The organism is Microcoleus sp. S28C3 (genome assembly GCF_036700785.1).
Lineage (GTDB): Bacteria > Cyanobacteriota > Cyanobacteriia > Cyanobacteriales > Microcoleaceae > Microcoleus > Microcoleus asticus.
Genome location: NZ_JAUBPO010000005.1, coordinates 34,717 through 53,239 on the forward strand (window position 1 = coordinate 34,717; position 18,523 = coordinate 53,239).

14 protein-coding genes are annotated in these 18,523 nt (G+C 45.2%); 9 read left to right on the forward strand and 5 right to left on the reverse strand.

Going from position 1 to position 18,523, the window contains the following annotated elements; genetic code table 11:
• Positions 1-79 precede the first annotated feature (79 nt).
• The 4 genes from QUA13_RS02910 to QUA13_RS02925 all read left to right on the forward strand — a co-directional run bounded on the left by QUA13_RS02910 (position 80) and on the right by QUA13_RS02925 (position 5,012).
• Positions 80-2,446 (forward strand): ribonuclease R family protein, encoded by a 2,367-nt coding sequence (locus QUA13_RS02910; protein ID WP_333196586.1) that lies wholly within the window; start codon positions 80-82, stop codon positions 2,444-2,446.
• Positions 2,447-2,849: 403 nt separating this feature from the next.
• Positions 2,850-3,467, forward strand: coding sequence for a flavin prenyltransferase UbiX (locus tag QUA13_RS02915; RefSeq protein ID WP_333190766.1), 618 nt, complete (start codon positions 2,850-2,852; stop codon positions 3,465-3,467).
• A gap of 86 nt (positions 3,468-3,553) precedes the next feature.
• Positions 3,554-4,438: a LapA family protein gene (locus QUA13_RS02920; RefSeq protein WP_333196480.1), complete on the forward strand. Its 885-nt coding sequence runs from the start codon at positions 3,554-3,556 to the stop codon at positions 4,436-4,438.
• A 22-nt stretch (positions 4,439-4,460) separates the two neighbouring features.
• Entirely contained in the window at positions 4,461-5,012 is a 552-nt protein-coding gene (locus tag QUA13_RS02925) for a shikimate kinase (protein WP_333196482.1), read from the forward strand.
• Between the two features lie 955 nt (positions 5,013-5,967).
• Here the strand turns inward: QUA13_RS02925 and QUA13_RS02930 are convergent.
• Positions 5,968-6,411 carry a hypothetical protein gene (locus QUA13_RS02930; RefSeq protein ID WP_333196483.1) on the reverse strand — a complete coding sequence of 148 codons (444 nt, stop codon included), beginning with the start codon at positions 6,409-6,411 and terminating at the stop codon, positions 5,968-5,970.
• Between the two features lie 63 nt (positions 6,412-6,474).
• Positions 6,475-6,879, reverse strand: coding sequence for an NIL domain-containing protein (locus QUA13_RS02935; RefSeq protein WP_333196485.1), 405 nt, complete (start codon positions 6,877-6,879; stop codon positions 6,475-6,477).
• A 178-nt stretch (positions 6,880-7,057) separates the two neighbouring features.
• On the opposite strand from QUA13_RS02935, the gene QUA13_RS02940 reads away from it, so the two are divergent.
• From QUA13_RS02940 to QUA13_RS02960, 5 genes are all read left to right on the forward strand, one after another.
• On the forward strand, positions 7,058-7,660 hold the full coding sequence (locus tag QUA13_RS02940) for a thioredoxin family protein (protein ID WP_333196487.1): 603 nt from the start codon (positions 7,058-7,060) through the stop codon (positions 7,658-7,660).
• A gap of 786 nt (positions 7,661-8,446) precedes the next feature.
• Positions 8,447-11,674 carry an efflux RND transporter permease subunit gene (locus tag QUA13_RS02945; protein ID WP_333196489.1) on the forward strand — a complete coding sequence of 1,076 codons (3,228 nt, stop codon included), beginning with the start codon at positions 8,447-8,449 and terminating at the stop codon, positions 11,672-11,674.
• A 417-nt stretch (positions 11,675-12,091) separates the two neighbouring features.
• On the forward strand, positions 12,092-13,273 hold the full coding sequence (locus QUA13_RS02950) for an RtcB family protein (protein WP_333196491.1): 1,182 nt from the start codon (positions 12,092-12,094) through the stop codon (positions 13,271-13,273).
• A gap of 234 nt (positions 13,274-13,507) precedes the next feature.
• Positions 13,508-14,650, forward strand: coding sequence for an AAA family ATPase (locus QUA13_RS02955; protein WP_333196493.1), 1,143 nt, complete (start codon positions 13,508-13,510; stop codon positions 14,648-14,650).
• 1 nt (position 14,651) lies between these two features.
• A complete protein-coding gene (locus tag QUA13_RS02960; protein WP_333196494.1) occupies positions 14,652-15,428 on the forward strand; it encodes a hypothetical protein in 777 nt (258 codons plus the stop codon).
• 123 nt (positions 15,429-15,551) lie between these two features.
• Here the strand turns inward: QUA13_RS02960 and QUA13_RS02965 are convergent, their stop codons facing one another.
• From QUA13_RS02965 to QUA13_RS02975, 3 genes are all read right to left on the reverse strand, one after another.
• On the reverse strand, positions 15,552-15,923 hold the full coding sequence (locus QUA13_RS02965; RefSeq protein ID WP_333190757.1) for a DUF4278 domain-containing protein: 372 nt from the start codon (positions 15,921-15,923) through the stop codon (positions 15,552-15,554).
• Positions 15,924-16,268: 345 nt separating this feature from the next.
• Positions 16,269-16,613: a BON domain-containing protein gene (locus QUA13_RS02970; RefSeq protein WP_333196496.1), complete on the reverse strand. Its 345-nt coding sequence runs from the start codon at positions 16,611-16,613 to the stop codon at positions 16,269-16,271.
• A 633-nt stretch (positions 16,614-17,246) separates the two neighbouring features.
• On the reverse strand, positions 17,247-18,509 hold the full coding sequence (locus QUA13_RS02975) for a DNA cytosine methyltransferase (protein ID WP_333196498.1): 1,263 nt from the start codon (positions 18,507-18,509) through the stop codon (positions 17,247-17,249).
• Positions 18,510-18,523: the final 14 nt, after the last annotated feature.

The window sequence follows — 18,523 nt, forward strand, 5'->3', positions numbered from 1 at the left end:
CACTGCGAGGGCCCGAGGGAGTGCGGCTGATTTCGCCAAAATTAGACTAATTGCTGGAAACAAGAGGATCGATCGCTACATGGAATTTTCTATCGCTGCACTGCTGGCAAATTTTACAGAAGACAAATTAGTGGCTCCTAAAGCATTGGAGAAAAAACTCGACTGCAACGACGCCACCAGTCAACTCAAACTTCAAATCGCATTAGAAGCTCTAGAGAAAATTGGCATATTAGTCAAAGACAAAGGCCGCTATCGCCGAGTAGCTGAAGACGACGTAGTAGAAGCAAAACTGCGCTGTTCGAGCAAAGGATTTTGCTTTGCAATTCAAGACGCCGAAGGCTCAGAAGACGTTTACGTGCGGGAAAGTCACCTCTCGACAGCTTGGAATGGCGATCGAGTCTTAGTCAAAATCATCAAAGAAGGTAGCCGCCGCCGATCGCCCGAAGGCGAAGTCATGCTCATCCTCGAACGCGCCAACCCCTCGGTACTGGCGCGAGTCAAGCAAACCGCCACCCCCACCGGCCGCGTCAGCTACAGAGCAATCCCACTGGACGATCGCCTGTTGTTTGAACTAGACTTGCTCGCAAATGGCACAAATCTCCAAGAGGCGATCGACCACCTAGTACACGTCGAAGTCAAACGCTACCCCCTCGGCACTCATCGACCAGTCGGCAAAGTAGTACAGGTACTCGGTTCCGACGCCGAAGCCGCTGACGACCTCGACATCGTATGCTGCAAACACGACTTGCCGCGATCGTTCCCCGCCGCCGTCATCAAAGCAGCCGAAAACTTGCCCAGCAAAGTCAAAAAAACCGACATCAAAAAACGGCTAGACTTGCGTAACATCCTGACAGTTACCTTCAGCAAAAACGAACCGGGAACAATCAACAGCGAAAACGATGCCCCTCAAGCTGAGCAGGAAAATCTCTCCGAAGGAGCAGCCGAAAACGAGTTTGACCCGACCTCATTCCTCTCCGATCCGCCAGTGGAACGCGCTTTGTCGATCGAAACCCTGAAGCCCGGCCGCTGGCAAATAGGAATCCACATCAGCGACGCCGCCGAGTACGTGCAGCCAGAAACCCCGATCGACCGCGAAGCCCGCAAGCGAGGCACCGCCGCCCATCTGGGAGACAAAATCATCGCCGTACTGCCAGAAATCCTCAACGAGCGCTGCTCTCTGCTGCCCGATACCGAACGGCTGGCCTTCAGCATACTGCTGACCCTAGACGAATCAGGAGAACTCCTAGAATACGAAATTCAAACCAGCGTCATTCAAATTGACTACCACCTCACCTACCAGCAAGCTCAAGCAATTCTCGAACCAGGCGATGCCGAAGAGCACCCTTTATCATCCGCCCTCCGTCCTTTCCTAGATCAAATGGGGGCCGCCTCACAGGCAGCCAGACAGGCAAGGCTCAAGCGGGGAGCTTTTGAACTAAACTTGCCCGACGCGAACTCTCACTTCGACGACGAAGGCGAATTAGGAGCTTTTGCAACGGCTCCCCCCGCCCAGTCGGCTGTCTCCGAGTTGGTGGTACTCGCCAACCAAGCTGTCGCCACCCACCTGCAAGCCTTGGGAGTCCCAGCAATCTACCGCGTCCAGCCGATGCCAGACCCGGCAGACATTCAAGAGTTCATCAAACTCTCGAACAACCTCGGAGGCGAACTGTATCTCGAAACCGAAGAAGAAGTTCTGCCCTTTGACTTTCAGCGATTTACCCAGCAGTTTGCCGGCTTGAAGTCCGAAAGAGTTCTCACCTACCTGCTCGAAGACACGATGAAGCCCGCTGTTTACAGCACAACTCCCAAGCCGCACTTCGGTTTGGGGCTGTCGGAGGGTTACACGCGCTGCACTTCGCCGCTTTCCCGCTACGCCGATTTGTTGGTGCTGCGGGTGTTGCAAGCGGTGTTCGAGCAAGGCCGCAGCAGCCGCACAACACGGGCTAAGGAAAAAGTTGACTTGCACCATTCCTCCTGTCACGGTCAAATTACTTGGAATGTTCTCCCCCCAGACTTGCACCACGAATTTGAGACAGAGTTTGCATCGGCCGTGGTACACCTGACGGAACGCGAAAGAGTTGCTGAAGACGCTGAAAGCGATTTGCAGGGATTGAAGAAAACGGGATTGATGAAAGAACGCACCGGTCAAACTTTCCAAGGTTTGATTACAGGCGTGCAGTCTTACGGTTTCTTTGTGGAAATTGAGGTGCGGCCTCCCGAGAGCGACATCCTGCGTGTTGAGGGACTGGTACACGTTTCTTCGCTGAAGGATGATTGGTACGAATATCGATCGCGCCAGCAAACTCTAGTGGGCCGCAAAAACCGCAATCAGTACCGTTTGGGCGATCGGGTAGAAGTTCAAGTCAAGAGTGTTGACTACTACCGCCAGCAAATTGATTTAGTTGCAGTTGGCGGCGGCAGCCAAGCTTTTGATGATGATGAATAATCCGTTGACTGTTGACTGTTGACAGTTAACTTTTCTCAATACTTAGTTGTCATTGTCGGGCAACTAAGTATTGAGAAGTGGGCTGCCAACTATACTCAGCAATTATCAATAAATAATTAAGGACTAATATCCAATCCGGTAGCATCGTCGGGCGTCAAATGCAGTCAAAATTCAACAATCACGGACGGTGCAACCGGAATTTATATAGTTTATCTGCGTTAATCTGTGTTAATCTGCCTGTATCTGCGGTGAAAAAAAGAGAATTTATTAACCGCAGATGACAAGGGATGAACGCTGATTCACGCAGAGGTTGAGAAGAGATATATGAATAATTCCGATGCTAACAGATTTGATATAACAACTAATTCCTAACAACAGTCAACCGTCAACTAACAAATAATTAATGACGAATAACTACCCCCTCATTGTAGGAGTTACCGGTGCATCGGGACTGATTTATGCGGTGCGAACTCTCAAGTTTCTGTTGGAAGCCGATCGCGCTGTGGAACTGGTAGCATCGAAATCTACTTACATGGTTTGGCAAAGCGAACAGAACATCCGAATGCCTGCTGAACCGACACTTCAAGAGGAATTCTGGCGAGAAAAAGCAGGAGTACCCACAATGGGTAAACTCCGATGCCATCCCTGGCAAGATGTCGGTGCTAATATTGCTAGCGGCTCGTTTCGCACCCAAGGGATGATCGTTATTCCCTGTAGCATGAGTACACTAGGCAAGTTGGCGGCTGGCTTGAGCTCGGATTTACTCGAAAGAGCGGCCGACGTTCAACTCAAGGAAGGGAGAAAATTGGTACTCGTGCCTCGGGAAACGCCTTTTAGTTTGATTCACCTGCGGAATTTGACTACCTTGGCAGAAGCGGGAGCTAGAATTGTACCAGCGATTCCCGCTTGGTATCACAATCCGCAAACTATTGAAGATTTGGTAGACTTTGTGGTGGCTCGCGCTTTAGACCAGTTGGGGATTGATTGCGTTCCTATCAAACGCTGGAAGGAAGAAGAGTAGTAATTAGTAATTAATCATTAGTCATGAGTTATTAGTTATTAGTCATTTACAAATTACCAATTACAAATTACCAATTAAAATTCGATATGCGTGGTGTTTTTTTGCTAGTGATTGTGGTAGGGCTAACTATTTTTGCCCTCCAAAATGTGGAGCCGGCATTATCGCTGGTGTTTTTGGGAGTTCGATCGCCTGCTTTGCCCTTATCTATCTGGATTTTGCTGAGCATGGCGGTGGGAGCTGTCACGTCTTTATTGATTTCTGGTTTGGTCGCTTTTTCAAATTATCTATCTTCAACGCAAGGCCGCACCGGCCGCGACAGTCGCAGCCGTCCCGATACTTTCGCAGAAGACAGGAGAACGCCTTACACGCCGCCTCCCCCTCCTAGAAAACAGGAAATTGACCCGGATCTGAATAGGGAAAATAGCCAAACTCAGGCTGCTGGTTCTTACCGAACTGAGTACGGCACGCCGGCAGGTTACAGTGCCCGGACTTTCCAGCAAGAAACTCCGAACCCGGATGGGGCGAAGGATTACGCTCAACCGGGGACTTATCAAGCAGCAGACGATGAGGACGATTGGGTTTCAGATGGCTCAAAATCCGGCTCTCAAGGTGGCGATGACGATTGGGGGGACGATCGCGATTTTCCAGAGCAACCGCAGGTAAATGACGTTGCAGAGGCAAATCCGAGGGATTACGAAGCTAAACAGGAACCGAAAAGCAAGTCTTGGGCTGGCTCGGTATACTCTTACGGCTATCGAGATCCAAACCAGTCTGGGGTGGGGCAAACAGAGTCTATCTACGATGCAGAGTATCGGGTGATCGTTCCCCCGCAAGAGGCGATACCTAAACCCGCTGATGAAGCAGCGAAAAATCCTAGTGCAGAAACAGAGGATGATTGGGGATTGGATGAGGGTGATGAGTTTGAGGACGACGATCGCCCCAGTGACGGATCGATTAACCTGAAAAAATAGAAAAATATGGGAGGATTTGGCAGTGGATTTGTTGAGGGGAGTAAATATCTATCTCGTCGGGATGATGGGTGCGGGAAAAACAACGGTGGGGCGGATTTTGGCAAGAAAATTAAAATACCGTTTTTTTGATACTGATGAACTAATTGTTCGAGTTGCTAATCAGTCAATTGCTGAGATTTTCGAGCGAGAAGGGGAAGAGGGTTTTCGGGAACTAGAAACTAAAGTGCTCGGCGAATTGTCTGCTTATAAAAATTCCGTCGTGGCTACGGGCGGCGGCATTGTGGCGCGATCGATGAATTGGGGTTACTTGCACTACGGTGTAGTGGTTTGGCTGGATGTGCCTGTAGATCAACTGTACGATCGACTGCGTTCGGACACCGCTCGACCCTTACTGCGCGAGGGCGAGATTAAATCTAAGCTGCAAAGCCTTTTGAACGAGCGAGAGCGTTTCTACACTCAAGCAGATGTCCGAGTCTCCACCCGTGGAGGGGAAAGGCCTGAAGAAGTTGCGGCTAGGGCGATCGAGGAAATCAAAAAAGTTATCAAACCAGAAACCGGGCCCGATCTCAATTGATACATTAAGCAACCGGGTTTCTGAGAAATTAACAGGTTTTTGAGGACTTGCGATCGCACTTCCCAAAAAATAATGCAACCATACGCCAGCTCCAAACCAGCATATTCATAAGTCGTTCTAAAATCTAAAATCTAAAATCTAAAATCTAAAATTTACAATTGTATAACTTGAGTAAAAATACTTATTTTTGCCTGAGAGTGTCAGTTTAACCGCGCCATGTTTGGGAATCAACCGGGTTTGAGCGGATCTGATGCGTAAGCTTTATAAGTATGAGGATGTGGCGATGCGGAGATTTTATACAAGAACTAATCGCAGACTCGTCTGATGCGTTAAAGTCGGCTCTTGAGTTCTCCCTAAAAATAAAATGGCCCCACCGCTGAAGGGCTGTAGGGCGCAAGGACAGTTAAACGCTAACTTGATTGTCGGGAAATTTAGCATCGATGCTATCCTCCTATGTGACGATTTTACGATCGTCCATTCACTCATCAACTCTCTCGTATCAAAAAATGTAACCCAGCACCGATCGAATTCAACCTGTCCTATTCTAAAAACAATACCTCATGCATTCTGACGAGCAGCTCCCTAAAGCTGCTTTTTTATTGCGATCGAGTTTTTGGCTGCCGGAGTTGCGGGATCTTATCTTGGGAATAAGATTTTGAGCAATAGTCGCTACACCTCAAATACTGCGATAGCGGTTTTCACTTCCACTCCAGGTTCGTCGGTAATTGGTAATTGAGAATTGGTAATTTGTAACGCGCAACAGGGAATCGGCTATTGACAAGCTGTACCTCACCTGGCTTAAAAACTGCTATGATTACGCCGCGGAACGGGGCATTAATCCGGGTGGGGGATTCAAAAAAAATGAGTTGTATTTATTGATGGGCGCTCTGATAGCTTTCGGCTAAATATCCGTTGCGAGTTGTAGAATTTGGTTTGGTGAATTGCCTGTTCCCAATTAAGAGAATACGAGCCTGCCTGTTTTTAACCAAAACTCGATCGCTCCACCCAACCCCACACCTGCTAAAGAAATGGTAATTAATACTGCAAAAGCCCGCCAATTTTTCCAACCACACATTTGAATATCCAGTCTTGCCAAAGCTCCGGCTGAAATCAAGAGTAAACAAGTAGCAAAAAGGTGCATCCAGGCAAAAACTACCACTGCCACAAAAGCTCCTACAATAATAGAAAGAAAAGCACCGATATCGCTCGAAAACCACGCCCTAATTAAGGCTTTTGTGTTTCTCATCGGGAACGACAAGGCGATAGCCAACACGAAAATTGAAGCTATGGCTAAAAACCAAGTCTGGTGCGGGGGAACATCAAACTCAGATAATTTCCAGCCAAAGGTGAAATAAGTAACAAAAAGTAGAGTTAGGGAAACCCAAGAGGTTTTTTTCATCCGATGGCAAAATTAGGGGAACCAGGAAAAAAAGATGACGATCCCGATGAGTTTGTACAGGGCCTAGAGGTTAGTAGAAATAGCTTGCACCGGACAAGTAGGGATGCACTGCTCGCAAACGATACACCGCGATCGAGCAAAACTTAGTTTAAAGCTTTCTGGGTCAAGGGTCAAGGCTTCTGTCGGGCAAACCCCCGTACACAAACCGCAGTGAACGCAGATATCTTCGTCTATGAGTATTTCCCGGCTGGCTAGGGAAACGCCGATGTTTTGCGATAGCATCCAGTCGATCGCCGCTTCTAGTTGGTCGATATCCCCTGATAACTCTAGCACCAGTTTGCCCACTTGGTTCGGAGCCACCTGAGCGCGGATAATGTTGGCTGCAACATTAAAATCCTTTGCCAGTCGATAGGTGACAGGCATTTGGATCGATCGTTGGGGAAACGTCAGTGTTACCCGTTTTTTCACCCTGCAAGTCCTCGATAATTTACAAACAATCTTTGTTATCTTATGTTTTAGCGCACTTGGTCTAATTACTGGGCTTAGTAAAAATTTTTATAATATGGGTCTGATTATCTCAAAATGTGGTATAATTTGAATCTATTATTTAAAATAAAAACATAGAAATAAAACCGCAATCTATTATATGACCCAGAATTCTCCCAACTCAACTGCTGCCCCCGCACCAAAAAATCCTGATACAAAAGTCGCTACGCGCATCAGAAACTTAACGATCGTGTTAGCAGCGATCGCCCTTTCAGTATCTATCTTCTTGGGGCTGCGAACTCAAACGCCGTCAAGCAGTCTCACTGAAATGGCAAAAGCTTCGACGCCATTAGAAACAGCTTTGGTAAACGGCAAACCCACACTCATGGAATTTTATGCTAATTGGTGCGGTAGCTGTCAGGCAATGGCTAACGATCTGAGCGAAATCAAAGAGAAATATGCCGAACCGCTGAATTTTGTAATGCTGAATGTAGACAATGACAAATGGCTGCCAGAAATCACAAAATATCGAGTAGACGGCATTCCGCACTTTGTCTATTTGAGCGATAAAGGTAGCGCCGTTGCTGAAACGATGGGCGAAATGCCGCGCACTATTATGGAAGCTAACTTAGAAGCTTTAATTGCAGGAAAACCTCTGCCACACGTCCAAGCAGCAGGTCAAGTTTCTAATTTTACTCCCCCCACAGGGCCTGTGAAAACAAGTAGCTCCGACCCCCGCGCCCACGGATCTCAAGTACAGTGAAAGAAGTCAGTAGTCATTAGTGATTAGTCATTAGGAGCGGTTTGACGGTAAAAATGGTGGTGTATACTCAGCAAGGTCTAAAACGTGAAACCCTGCTGGGTATATAAGCAACGGGAGGATCGGGCTTTATGACTGGTTCAGGACACTGATAGTGGAGAGTAATGCGCGATCGGTTAATGTGTATGTCAACTTCGCAGAAATGACCCAGAATTGACATTAAACCGAAAACCACGGCAGCCCAAGCAATCAATTTGAGAATGTATAATAAAAGATTAATAAAAAAAAGTAAAATATTACATTTATTTCTCACCCAAAAATACCAAGATTTAAATCTGATTTTTAATAAAAATATCCAAATATCATCACAAATTTCTTTGAGCCTGCGATTGCCCATAGCAGTCTCCATTTAGCATGATTCTTACTCCCTCAGTAAGCTTTACAGAGCTTTAGGTGCTCTAGCTGCTGTTACAAGCCTAAGCCGTAAGGCAATATTTTACCGGAATTAGGGCTATTTTAAAAGCACGGTTATAGATTGTGCTGAGTATAAACCCATTTGCGCGATCGACTACCTCTAAAGGAATATTAAAAAAAATATTTTTGACAATTTATTAAAATTTATTATACTACTTGTCAGGTGCGGAGCGTAAATATTCGATCGCTCCCTATACAAAATAAAGCCTGACCGAAAACAATTTGGTCGCCAGCTCCGCGATACATTCCTTTGCAGGCTGACTGACTGGGTAAATTTTTCAATTCTAAAATCTAAAATCTAAAATCTAAAATCAAATGACCCCCGACAAACCCGGATTCAGCATTAGCGCGACCGCCATTCGCCGCCATATCGGCACCCTCATGCTGACACTTGCTATTATAATCGTGGGCTTTTTTTACATCACCCAACTGCCCGTTGACTTGCTACCATCCATCACATATCCCCGCATCGGCGTGCGCCTAGACGCGCCCGGCGTCTCCCCAGAAGTAGCAATAGACGAAGTTACCCGCCCCCTCGAACAAGGACTTTCCGCCACTGAAGGCGTCATGCAAGTTTTCTCCCGCACTCGCGAAGGACAAGTCAGCGTCGATTTATTCTTCAAACCGGGGGGCAACATCGACCAGGCCCTCAACGACGCCACCGCCGCTGTCAACCGCATCCGCAACCGACTTCCCGATACAGTTGAATCGCCCACTCTCTCCAAAGTTGACCCTTCTCAGCAGCCAATTTACGAATTTGCCCTCACTTCCGACTCCTTGCAAGGAGTTGATTTGCGCGTATTTGCCGACGAAGAATTATCCAGGGAATTAAACGTAATTCCTGGAATAGCAGCAATTGACGTTGCCGGCGGCGTGCAAGAAGAAATTCAAGTAAATATTGACTTAAATCGCTTGCAATCTTTAGGGGTCAGTATTTCCGACGTTTTATCAGCCCTCGAAGCCCGCAACCTCGACACTTCTGGCGGGCGGCTGCGGCAAGAAGCAGCAGAACCTTTAACCCGCACCGTCGGGCGCTTTCAGAATGCAAAAGAAATTCAGGAAATTTCTTTTCAAGCATCGGGTTCCAATCCGCCAAAACGAGTGTTTTTGCGCGATTTTGCTCAGGTAATTGACGGTACAGAAGAAGAACGAGTTAAAGTATTCCTCAATCAGAAATCAGCCGTAAAAATTAGCATTCAAAAGCAGCCGGACGCGAATACAATCTCTGTTGTAGACGGCATCAAAAAGCGGCTAGAAGAATTAAAAGAATCCGGGGCAATTCCCGAAGGCACGACTATCGTCAATACCTTCGACGAGTCTAAGTTCATCCGCGATTCTATTAGCAATGTCCTATTTTCGGGTTTAACCGGGGCTGTTTTAGCCGGGGCATCTGTTTTGCTGTTCCTCGCTTCCCTTCGCCAAACTTTGATTATTGTCCTGGCAATTCCCCTCGCAACTTTAATGGCGATTATCCTGATGGGAGTTTTTGGCCTATCTCTGAACGTTTTCAGTTTGGGAGGTTTGGCGCTGGGTGTGGGAATTGTGGTCGATAACTCGATCGTGATGCTGGAGAATATTGTCGAAGGAACCAGCAATAAAAACAGTGCCAATGGCAAGCAGCGCTTAAGTAACAAGCAGTTGATGCAGCAAGCAGAAAAAAGCAGCCAAGAATTAGAATCAGCTTTATTTGCTTCCACTATCACTAACTTAGTTGCCGTACTGCCATTTTTGCTAATAGGCGGCTTAGTTTCCTTACTTTTCAACGAATTAATCCTCACCATCACCTTTTCCGTCGCCGCCTCTCTGATTGTCGGATTGACAGTTGTACCGATGATGGCTTCTCGACTGCTAGCGCTGCGGGTATCCAGCGGTTTGAGCAACTTTTGGCCACTGCGCGCATTCGATCGAGCTTTTACCAATGCTACCGCCGGTTACGGTAAATTTTTATCTGGCATAGTGCGGTGGCGGTTGATTATAATTGCAGTAGCGATTATTGGATTGGGCGGTGGCAGTTGGCTGATGGCCGGTCAAATCCCTCAGGAAATATTGCCCAGAATTAATACCGGTCAAGCGAGATTGTTCGCTTTGTTTCCTGCAGGGACAAATTTGGCAACCAACCAAAGAATCATGGCAGAAGCTGATAAAATTATCCTCAGCCAACCAGAAACTCAATACACTTTGACGACAGTGGGCGGGCTGTTGTTCGGCAACAACACTGTTGAGAATGTGCTGCGCGGCGGCTGCAACATTACGCTGAAACCAGGCACCAATACATTGGATTTTGTGCAGCGAGTTACGCAAGAATTGAATAAAAAAATTGATTTGCCCAAAAATACTCGTTTGCGTCTGAATCCAGAAAATGTGCGGGGTTTGGTTTTAACTAATTCGCCTGTGCGCGGCGCTGAAGTTGATGTCATGCTTCAGGGCGAAAACGAACAAATATTGCAGCAAGCCGGCCGCGAGATATTGGCAACTTTGGATCAGAAGGTAAATTTAGCTACTTTTCGCCCGGATGCAGACCCGCAGCAAACGGAAGTGCAGATTCGCCCCAACTGGGAACAAGCAGAAATCTACGGGTTGAATGCGAGGCAAATTGGAGAGGCGATTCAGACAGCAATTCAAGGTTCTGTTCCTACGCAATTGCAGCGGGGAAACCGTTTGGTTGATGTGCGGGTACAGTTCGATCGCGCTGCTGTTCAATCGATTTCCGCACTAAAATTTATCCCTTTAACTGCTAGGGATAACAGCATTATCCGCTTGAGCGATGTGGCGAATATTGAACTGGGAAAAGCGCCTGGGGAAATTCAAAGGCTTAACCAGCGCCAAGTTTTCATGATTGCTGGGAATGTTAATAAGGGATCGAGTTTGGGCGATGCTTTGAAACAAGTGGATGCAGTTTTGTCGGAAATCAAATTGCCGCCGGGAGTGCGAGTGATACCTAGTTCGGCGGCGGAAACTAACCGGGAATTGCAAAGTTCGCTGATTGTTTTGGGATCTTTGGCGGCGTTTTTGGTATTTGTGGTGATGGCGGTGCAGTACAATTCGCTTGTCGATCCGCTGGTGATTATGTTAACGGTGCCGCTGGCTTTGGCTGGGGGGATTTTCGGGCTATATGCGACTAAAACTGCGATCGGCGCAACGGTGATTGTGGGGGCGATTTTGCTGGTGGGAATTGTGGTAAATAATGCGATTATTATGGTGGAGTTGGCGAACCAAATTCAGGAAGATGAAAAGGTCGATCGCACAACAGCAATTCTCAGGGCGGCACCTCAGCGCTTGCGACCGATTTTGATGACAACTATTACTACAGTTTTGGGTTTGTTTCCCCTAGCTTTGGGAATTGGAGAAGGTTCGGAATTCTTGCAACCTTTGGGTGTGGTGGTGTTTTCGGGTTTATCGCTGGCAACTTTGCTGACGCTGTTTATTATTCCCTGTTTCTATATTTTGCTGCACGACTTCTTTGGGATGTTGGCAGCGAAGAAGAAACCGCAGGCGGTTGCTATTCCCGTGCAAAAGACGGCGGGAAAGACTCCGAATTTGTAAAATCCTGAGATCTTTCACCATTTTCAAGAACAGGCAAGATGCCTGTTCCACACAGAATCAGTTTTCTTGTGGCGAGTAGGAGTTGGGCAGGAGAGCCCGCCCTGAAAGGATTATTGAGAATGGTGCAAGATATCAGTTTTAACCGACTGTAGAAAATATGATCGAGAAGAGGCAGGATGCCTGTTCCACAAAGCAAGGGTAAGTGCGATCGATTTTAGTCCTCTTTCAGAGGACTTTTGCTATGAGACAGGGAATTCATTCCCTGTCGGACTGTCGGATTTACCAACAATACCGCTACTGCATTTGATGTTCAGTTGAGACGCCTAGAATTAGTCAATAAGGTGTGTTTGACATTCAAAACTTTTATGTTACAATAATACTACACGACCCAACCAGGTCAAACAAACTTAAACAAAAATGCCCTACGAAAAATTAGACATATCAACCCCAAAACCAGTATTATCTTGGGCAAATCACGCCCTGGGCGAAAAAGAAACCAAGATGGCAGAAAATGTAGCATCTTTGCCGTTTGTATTCAAACACGTCGCACTAATGCCCGACGTACATTTAGGAAAAGGTGCTTTAGTCGGTTCCGTAATTGCCACAAAAGAAGCGATTATTCCGGCTGCGGTGGGCGTTGATATTGGTTGTGGGATGGCTGCCATTAAAATGCCATTCAAGATTAATAAATTAGAAGGCAAACTCAAACAAATTCGCCTCGATATCGAAGCCGCAATCCCTGTAGGATTTTCCGAAAATAAAGAAGTAGAAACAACTGTCACTAACTGGCAAGGATGGGGCGAGTTTAAGGAACTTCATCAAGGTGTGCAGCACCAAAACAATAAAGCCTTAAAACAAATGGGTTCCCTCGGCGGTGGCAATCATTTTATTGAGGTTTGCGTTGATACTGAAAACTTTGTTTGGCTGATGCTGCACTCCGGTTCTCGCGGCATAGGAAATTTGCTCGCACAGCAGCACATCGAGACTGCTAAAGATTTAGCTAAACTGGCAGAAATTAGTTTGGCTGACAAAGATTTGGCTTATTTTGTAGCAGGTACGCGGGAATTTGCTGCTTACTGGCACGATTTGCAGTGGGCGCAAGATTATGCTCGTTTTAATCGCGATGTGATGATGAATCGGTTTAAGCGAATTGTGGAAAAGCACGTCGCGGGCGGCAAATCTGTTAAGCCGTTATTAGAGGTGAATTGCCACCACAATTACGCGGAAAAAGAGGTGCATTTTGGCGAAGATGTGTATGTGACTCGCAAAGGTGCTGTGCGCGCGGATGTAGAGGATTACGGGATTATTCCTGGTTCGATGGGGGCGAAATCTTTCATTGTTAAAGGGAAGGGAAATGCTGAGAGTTACTGTAGTTGCAGTCACGGTGCGGGGCGTTTGATGTCTCGAAATCAAGCGAAGAATGTATTCACTCTGGATGATTTTGTGCGGCAGACTGAGGGGGTTGAGTGCCGGAAAGATGAGCAATTTTTAGATGAAATTCCGGGGGCTTACAAGCCGATTGATGAGGTGATGAGTCAGCAGTCGGATTTGGTGGAAGTTGTGGCGACTTTGAAGCAGGTGGTTTGTGTCAAGGGTTGATGGTGATAATCAGAAACCGGGTTTTTTACGAAATTACTGCATTTGAGCCTTGAATGCTTGTGAAAAACACGGTTTTTTTTTCAGGAGTGGATCTCCCAAAGTCGGTATTGACACAAGGATTCTTAATGGTTTATAAATAAAGAAAGTATAGAGCTTGGGAGAATCCCGAATATTACTCGATTGCCAAAATGCAAATACGTTGGGTCATATGAACAATAAAAACCATTTTTAATTATGAAGATTCTTTCACTGCGGGTCAAAAATAATTTTTTGGATTGGGATTTTGAGGAAATTAAGTTTTCATCAAATTTAACCCTTTTAGTAGGCGTATCAGGTGCAGGAAAAACCCAAATCCTGCGTGCAATTATCGATTTAAGACGTATTGCAAATGGAACAGCTATAAATGGGTTTGAATGGAAAATCATATTTTCTACGGTAAAGGGTACTGAATTTATTTGGGAAGGTAGTTTTGATACTGTTGAAAAAAATGAACTAAGTTTTGAGGATGATGAAAAAGAAAAACAAGATGAGCGAGAAAAATCTTCCTTAACTTATGAAAAATTGACCTCAAACAATCAGGTTTTAATTGAGCGAAATCAGGAAGGAATTACGTTTGATAAGAGACGAATGCCTAAACTTTCTTCGCATCAATCAATGATATATATTTTGAAAGAAGAAAGTGTGATTAAAGAAGCCTTTGATGCTCTAAATAAAATAGAATATCGCGATCATACAATAAATGGTCGGCGTCTTAGAAACTCAAACAAATCTTTGCACTCGCTCAAAAATAAATACAAAACCTTAGACAGTATAGTAAATAGTGATGAGGATATTAAAACTAAACTCTATCTGACTTATGAAAACAAGTTAGATATTTATGAAAAAATTAAGTCAAGATTTATTGACATTTTTCCACAAATCGGAGATATAAAAGTTGAGCCTTTTAAAACTGACAACTTGCCTAAAGCAATTGCTGATAAATTTAATCCTAGTATCTCTATAAAAGAGAAATCTGTACCAAAATGGATTATAGAAGATAGGATGTCTTCGGGGATGTTGCGTACAATTATTCATATTGCCGAAATTTTTCTGGCAAATGAAGGTTCGGTAATATTGATTGATGAATTTGAAAATAGTTTAGGCATAAATTGTATTGACATCTTGACTGAGGATCTGATTCACGAAAATAAAACCTTACAATTTATTTCTACAAGCCATCACCCTTACATTATCAATAATATTCCGTATGAATATTGGAAAATTGTGACTCGACAGGGCGGACATATTAGCATTTGTAATGCTTCAGATTATCGTTTGGGTAAATCTAAACAAGACGCATTTATTCAATTAACCAAAATTCTCGAAAAACAATCATAGTATGAACTTCTATTTTGTATTTGAAGGGAAGACAGAACCGATTGTTTATAAGAAGTGGTTATCTGTACTTCTTCCAGACTTGACAGAAGTGGATAGTTTTGATGCTGTAAATCAGAATAACTATTATTACGAAAGTGATATGGGCGTTCCTAGTTGCTACAGAGTTGCTGCTAATGCTATCCAAGAAATTAACGATTTTCCTAAATATAATTACTTGGTACTATTTACAGATGCAGACCGTTTTACAGTTGCAGAGAAAAAAGCGGAAGCTGATCAGCAAATTAACTTAGAATTAGAAGATAAACCTTTTAAAACATTACCGGAAAATTGCCAACTAGAAATTATTGTGCAGAAAGTTTGTATTGAAACTTGGTTTTTAGGCAATAGGGATTTCTTTGTCAGACATCCACAACATAATTCACTTTTGAAAAAATACATCGAATATTTTGATGTAAGCAAAAGTAATCCCGAAGACTTAGCGAGTGAATTTGTGCAAGATGAAGAAAATACAAAGGATATTTTTGGATATAAAACAAAAGCTTTGTTTCATGAAAGTTATCTTAGAGAAATTTTCAAAGAGCGTAATTCTGCTATAAAAGAGCGTAGTTCTGCGTCAAACAAGAATTTTTATTACCGTAAATCTAAACCGATGGAAGTACAAGAAAAACATTATCTTAAACAACTGAGAGCGAGAATTGAGGCCAATTCCGATCACTTACTTAGTTTTCAAGAATTTATAAAGTTTTGTTTGAAAATTAAGGGGCAACTAAATAAATAATACATCGCCGTGCGCGCTGTGGGGAAAGGAGAATTCGCTCGCACAAACAGCATCAAAAGGGGGAAATTGAGCTTAACTCAACTTCCCCCTCTTGACAAACGCTTTGTTTTCTGAAGCTTTTCTCTAACAGACCATTTGTCTCCACTCAATTTCTAGCAAGCGCAGCAGTCTTTCATCGCCATTGGCTTTGGCTGCTTGCGTTCTGCGATCGAGAATATTGCAAATATTCGCCCGGTGCACTTGCGCCACTTCCACAACTGTTGGGTAAGAATTAACCGCCGCTGGGGCGCTAGCTGCGGCGACATCCCGATCGCCAGCTTGAGAATCTCCCTTTGTGGTATAGTTTGGGCCGCCGGATTTTTGGGGCACCGGAATGTGTCTCGGATAGCGATAGTTCCAGTTTTGACCCCGATATTTGCCCGCGACTTCGCCTTCGATCATATCTACTGTCGGAATGTCGTACTCGTAGTTTACGCCGCGATAAGTAAGTTTCATATTTTTTGATCCTTATATGTATGGAGATAAAAAGGGCAGTCAGCTCAGGTTTGCTTTTTAGTCAGTAAAAACTTTTTACTTTCTGTATTCTATTTTACCATTTAACCAAATAACCAGTCAAGTTAAAAAAAATTAATATTTTCACGGTCAGAGCGCACAAAAAAGCCCGCTACAGCGGGATCTCAAGGTTTGCTGGCGGTCAAGTTCGATCTACTCCAGCAACTAAGTTATGGCTAAAAAACTTTCGAGATCTAGTTTCCCAGCTTTGACCAGCCCCTGGCATCCCCTCTCAACTCCCCTTAAACAGGGAAGCGAGGAGGGATCGCAGAGGTGAGCCAATAGGCTCTAGCCGACTGTCACCCCATCGGTTTGCACGTTTGTTGCGCCTTCTTCAGCAGAGGCGATCGCCACCAACTTGTCGAGAATTTCCTGACTCGCAACTTGACCTTTGAGAACAACGGTGCTGCTAAGCTGAGCCACATAAACAGTCTCGATATCAGCAACTTCGGCATCGCCGTCAAAAGCTAAAGCAACCCGCTTCGCTAAGCCACTTTCGTCAAAATTTCCGTCTGGGCCGACTTTAGCAGGAGCGATAGATTGCGTTTGGGCAGCTTGCTGTACTACTTGTGCCATCGGTTCAGCCGGGGCTTCAGGCTTTTCGAGTCCGAACAGTCTTTTAAACCAACCCATAGTAGTTGAGTCTCCTGAAAATACACTTTTTACACAATAGCTCTAGAATTCCAAAAGACTCGTAATTGTTGCAAAACTCAGCGAAATTTATCAAAATGTTTTATCGGGAGACTTTCACAATCTAAAATCTTAAATAGTATCTAGATGTTGATGTTGCTATTTGATGTATAGGACGATCGCTACGCCTTGGATAGCAGAGGCGTAGTCGAAATAGTTGCCCCACTGTCACCTTAAAAAACTGCACAATGGGCCGGAATACATTCCCGGTTTGTTTAATTACCGGGGACATCTCGTGCCGATCGTCGAACTGTGCCCACTGATACAGGGGACGGTAGCCCGCGCTTAATTGGGGGTAGTCCTGCATAAGTAGTGATGCGATTCGATCTAACCCGGTCTGTAAAAGCAGATGAAAGGCAAAAATCACTACTTGTTTACCAATTAGCAATTACCAATTACCAATTTAGGACTGACGCACGATTGTTTAGAAACCGGGTTTTTTTACGAAAATACGCGCTGTAGACCGCACTCAAGGTAAAAAACCCGGTTTCTGGGTCCCGATACGTCCAGGACTGCAATTCTCAAGTCCCAATTACTACTCACCAATTCCCAATTAGAGATAGTTAAATCTCATGCTTAACTTTTTAGATAATAGTGTTCTGCTTCCGACCAATTCAGTTTAAGCAACGAATCATCTCCCCATTTCAGCTTGAGATTCGGCTTAATTGCTGTCACGCCCAAAGCGCTAATAATCTGGGCTGCTACAGCTTTCGCTAATAGCGGCGGTACAGAATTTCCGACTTGGCGAAAACCGTGCCATTTTGTGACGTGAAATCTAAACCAGTCAGGATAGGAATGCAGCCGCGCAGCTTCTCTGACGGTAATGCACCGAGGCGCGATCGGGTGAATTGGTCTGGGCGAAGTATAAGCCCCCCTCGCCCTGTCGGTTCCAGCCCTGAGAGTGTTGCAAACTCCCTGGGGATGAAGCTTGTAAAAACGGCTGATCGGCTCTTTTTCGCCGTAGGCGGCAACAGCAAACCTTTCCATACATTCTAGAGAATGTTTTGTGCGCCAACTAGAAGAGAGGATTTGTCGATCGTACTCGCGATTGTAGGAATAATCATCATCCAAATCATCAATTCCGCGCATTATACTCGCATAAGTGCTGCACTTTCCGTACTCCGCCATTACCCAATCTCGGTGCAGCAACTCGCTATATTTTTCCACTTCCGGCAAATCTCCAATAGCATCCCAAACTGTCGGGACAGCAGGTAAATTAACTTTTTTATACCGTTTAGGAACTTTAATTTTTGGCAGTACAGTCGTTGGCTGAGGGTATTTTGGCAGCTCATACTCTTTTTTGCAGCCAATCAGAAACAAGCGTTTGCGAGCTTGCGGCACTCCGTAGTGAACGGCGTTTAGAACTTGATAGTTTTCTTCTACTTGATAGCCTGCTTCCAGAAAAGAGCTAATTAAAAGCTTCAGGAGTTCTTTGTGTTCTCCTGATGCAATTCCCGGCACATTTTCCATTACAAAAAACTTCGGTTTTAGCTCCAAAACTAAGCGCTGAAAGTGAAAAATTAGAGAATTTCGCGGGTCGTCGACATCGCGCTTGCCCATCATCGAGAATCCTTGACAGGGGGAGCCGCTGATTACTACGTCTATCTCGCGCCGCCCGATCGCCGATTTTTTCCGAATTTCCGATCCCGTAAGGTCTGCGACATCTTTGCACACAATAGAGCACAGCGGGAAATTAAACTCGTGTGTAGCGCAGTGAATTGGGTCAATTTCGACTGATGCAAGTACGTCAAAACCTGCTTGTTCAAAGCCCAGTGTCATGCCGCCCGCGCCTGCAAATAAATCAACAGCGATCGGTCGCTTTTTCCGATTGCTTGGCATAACATTTCAATAAC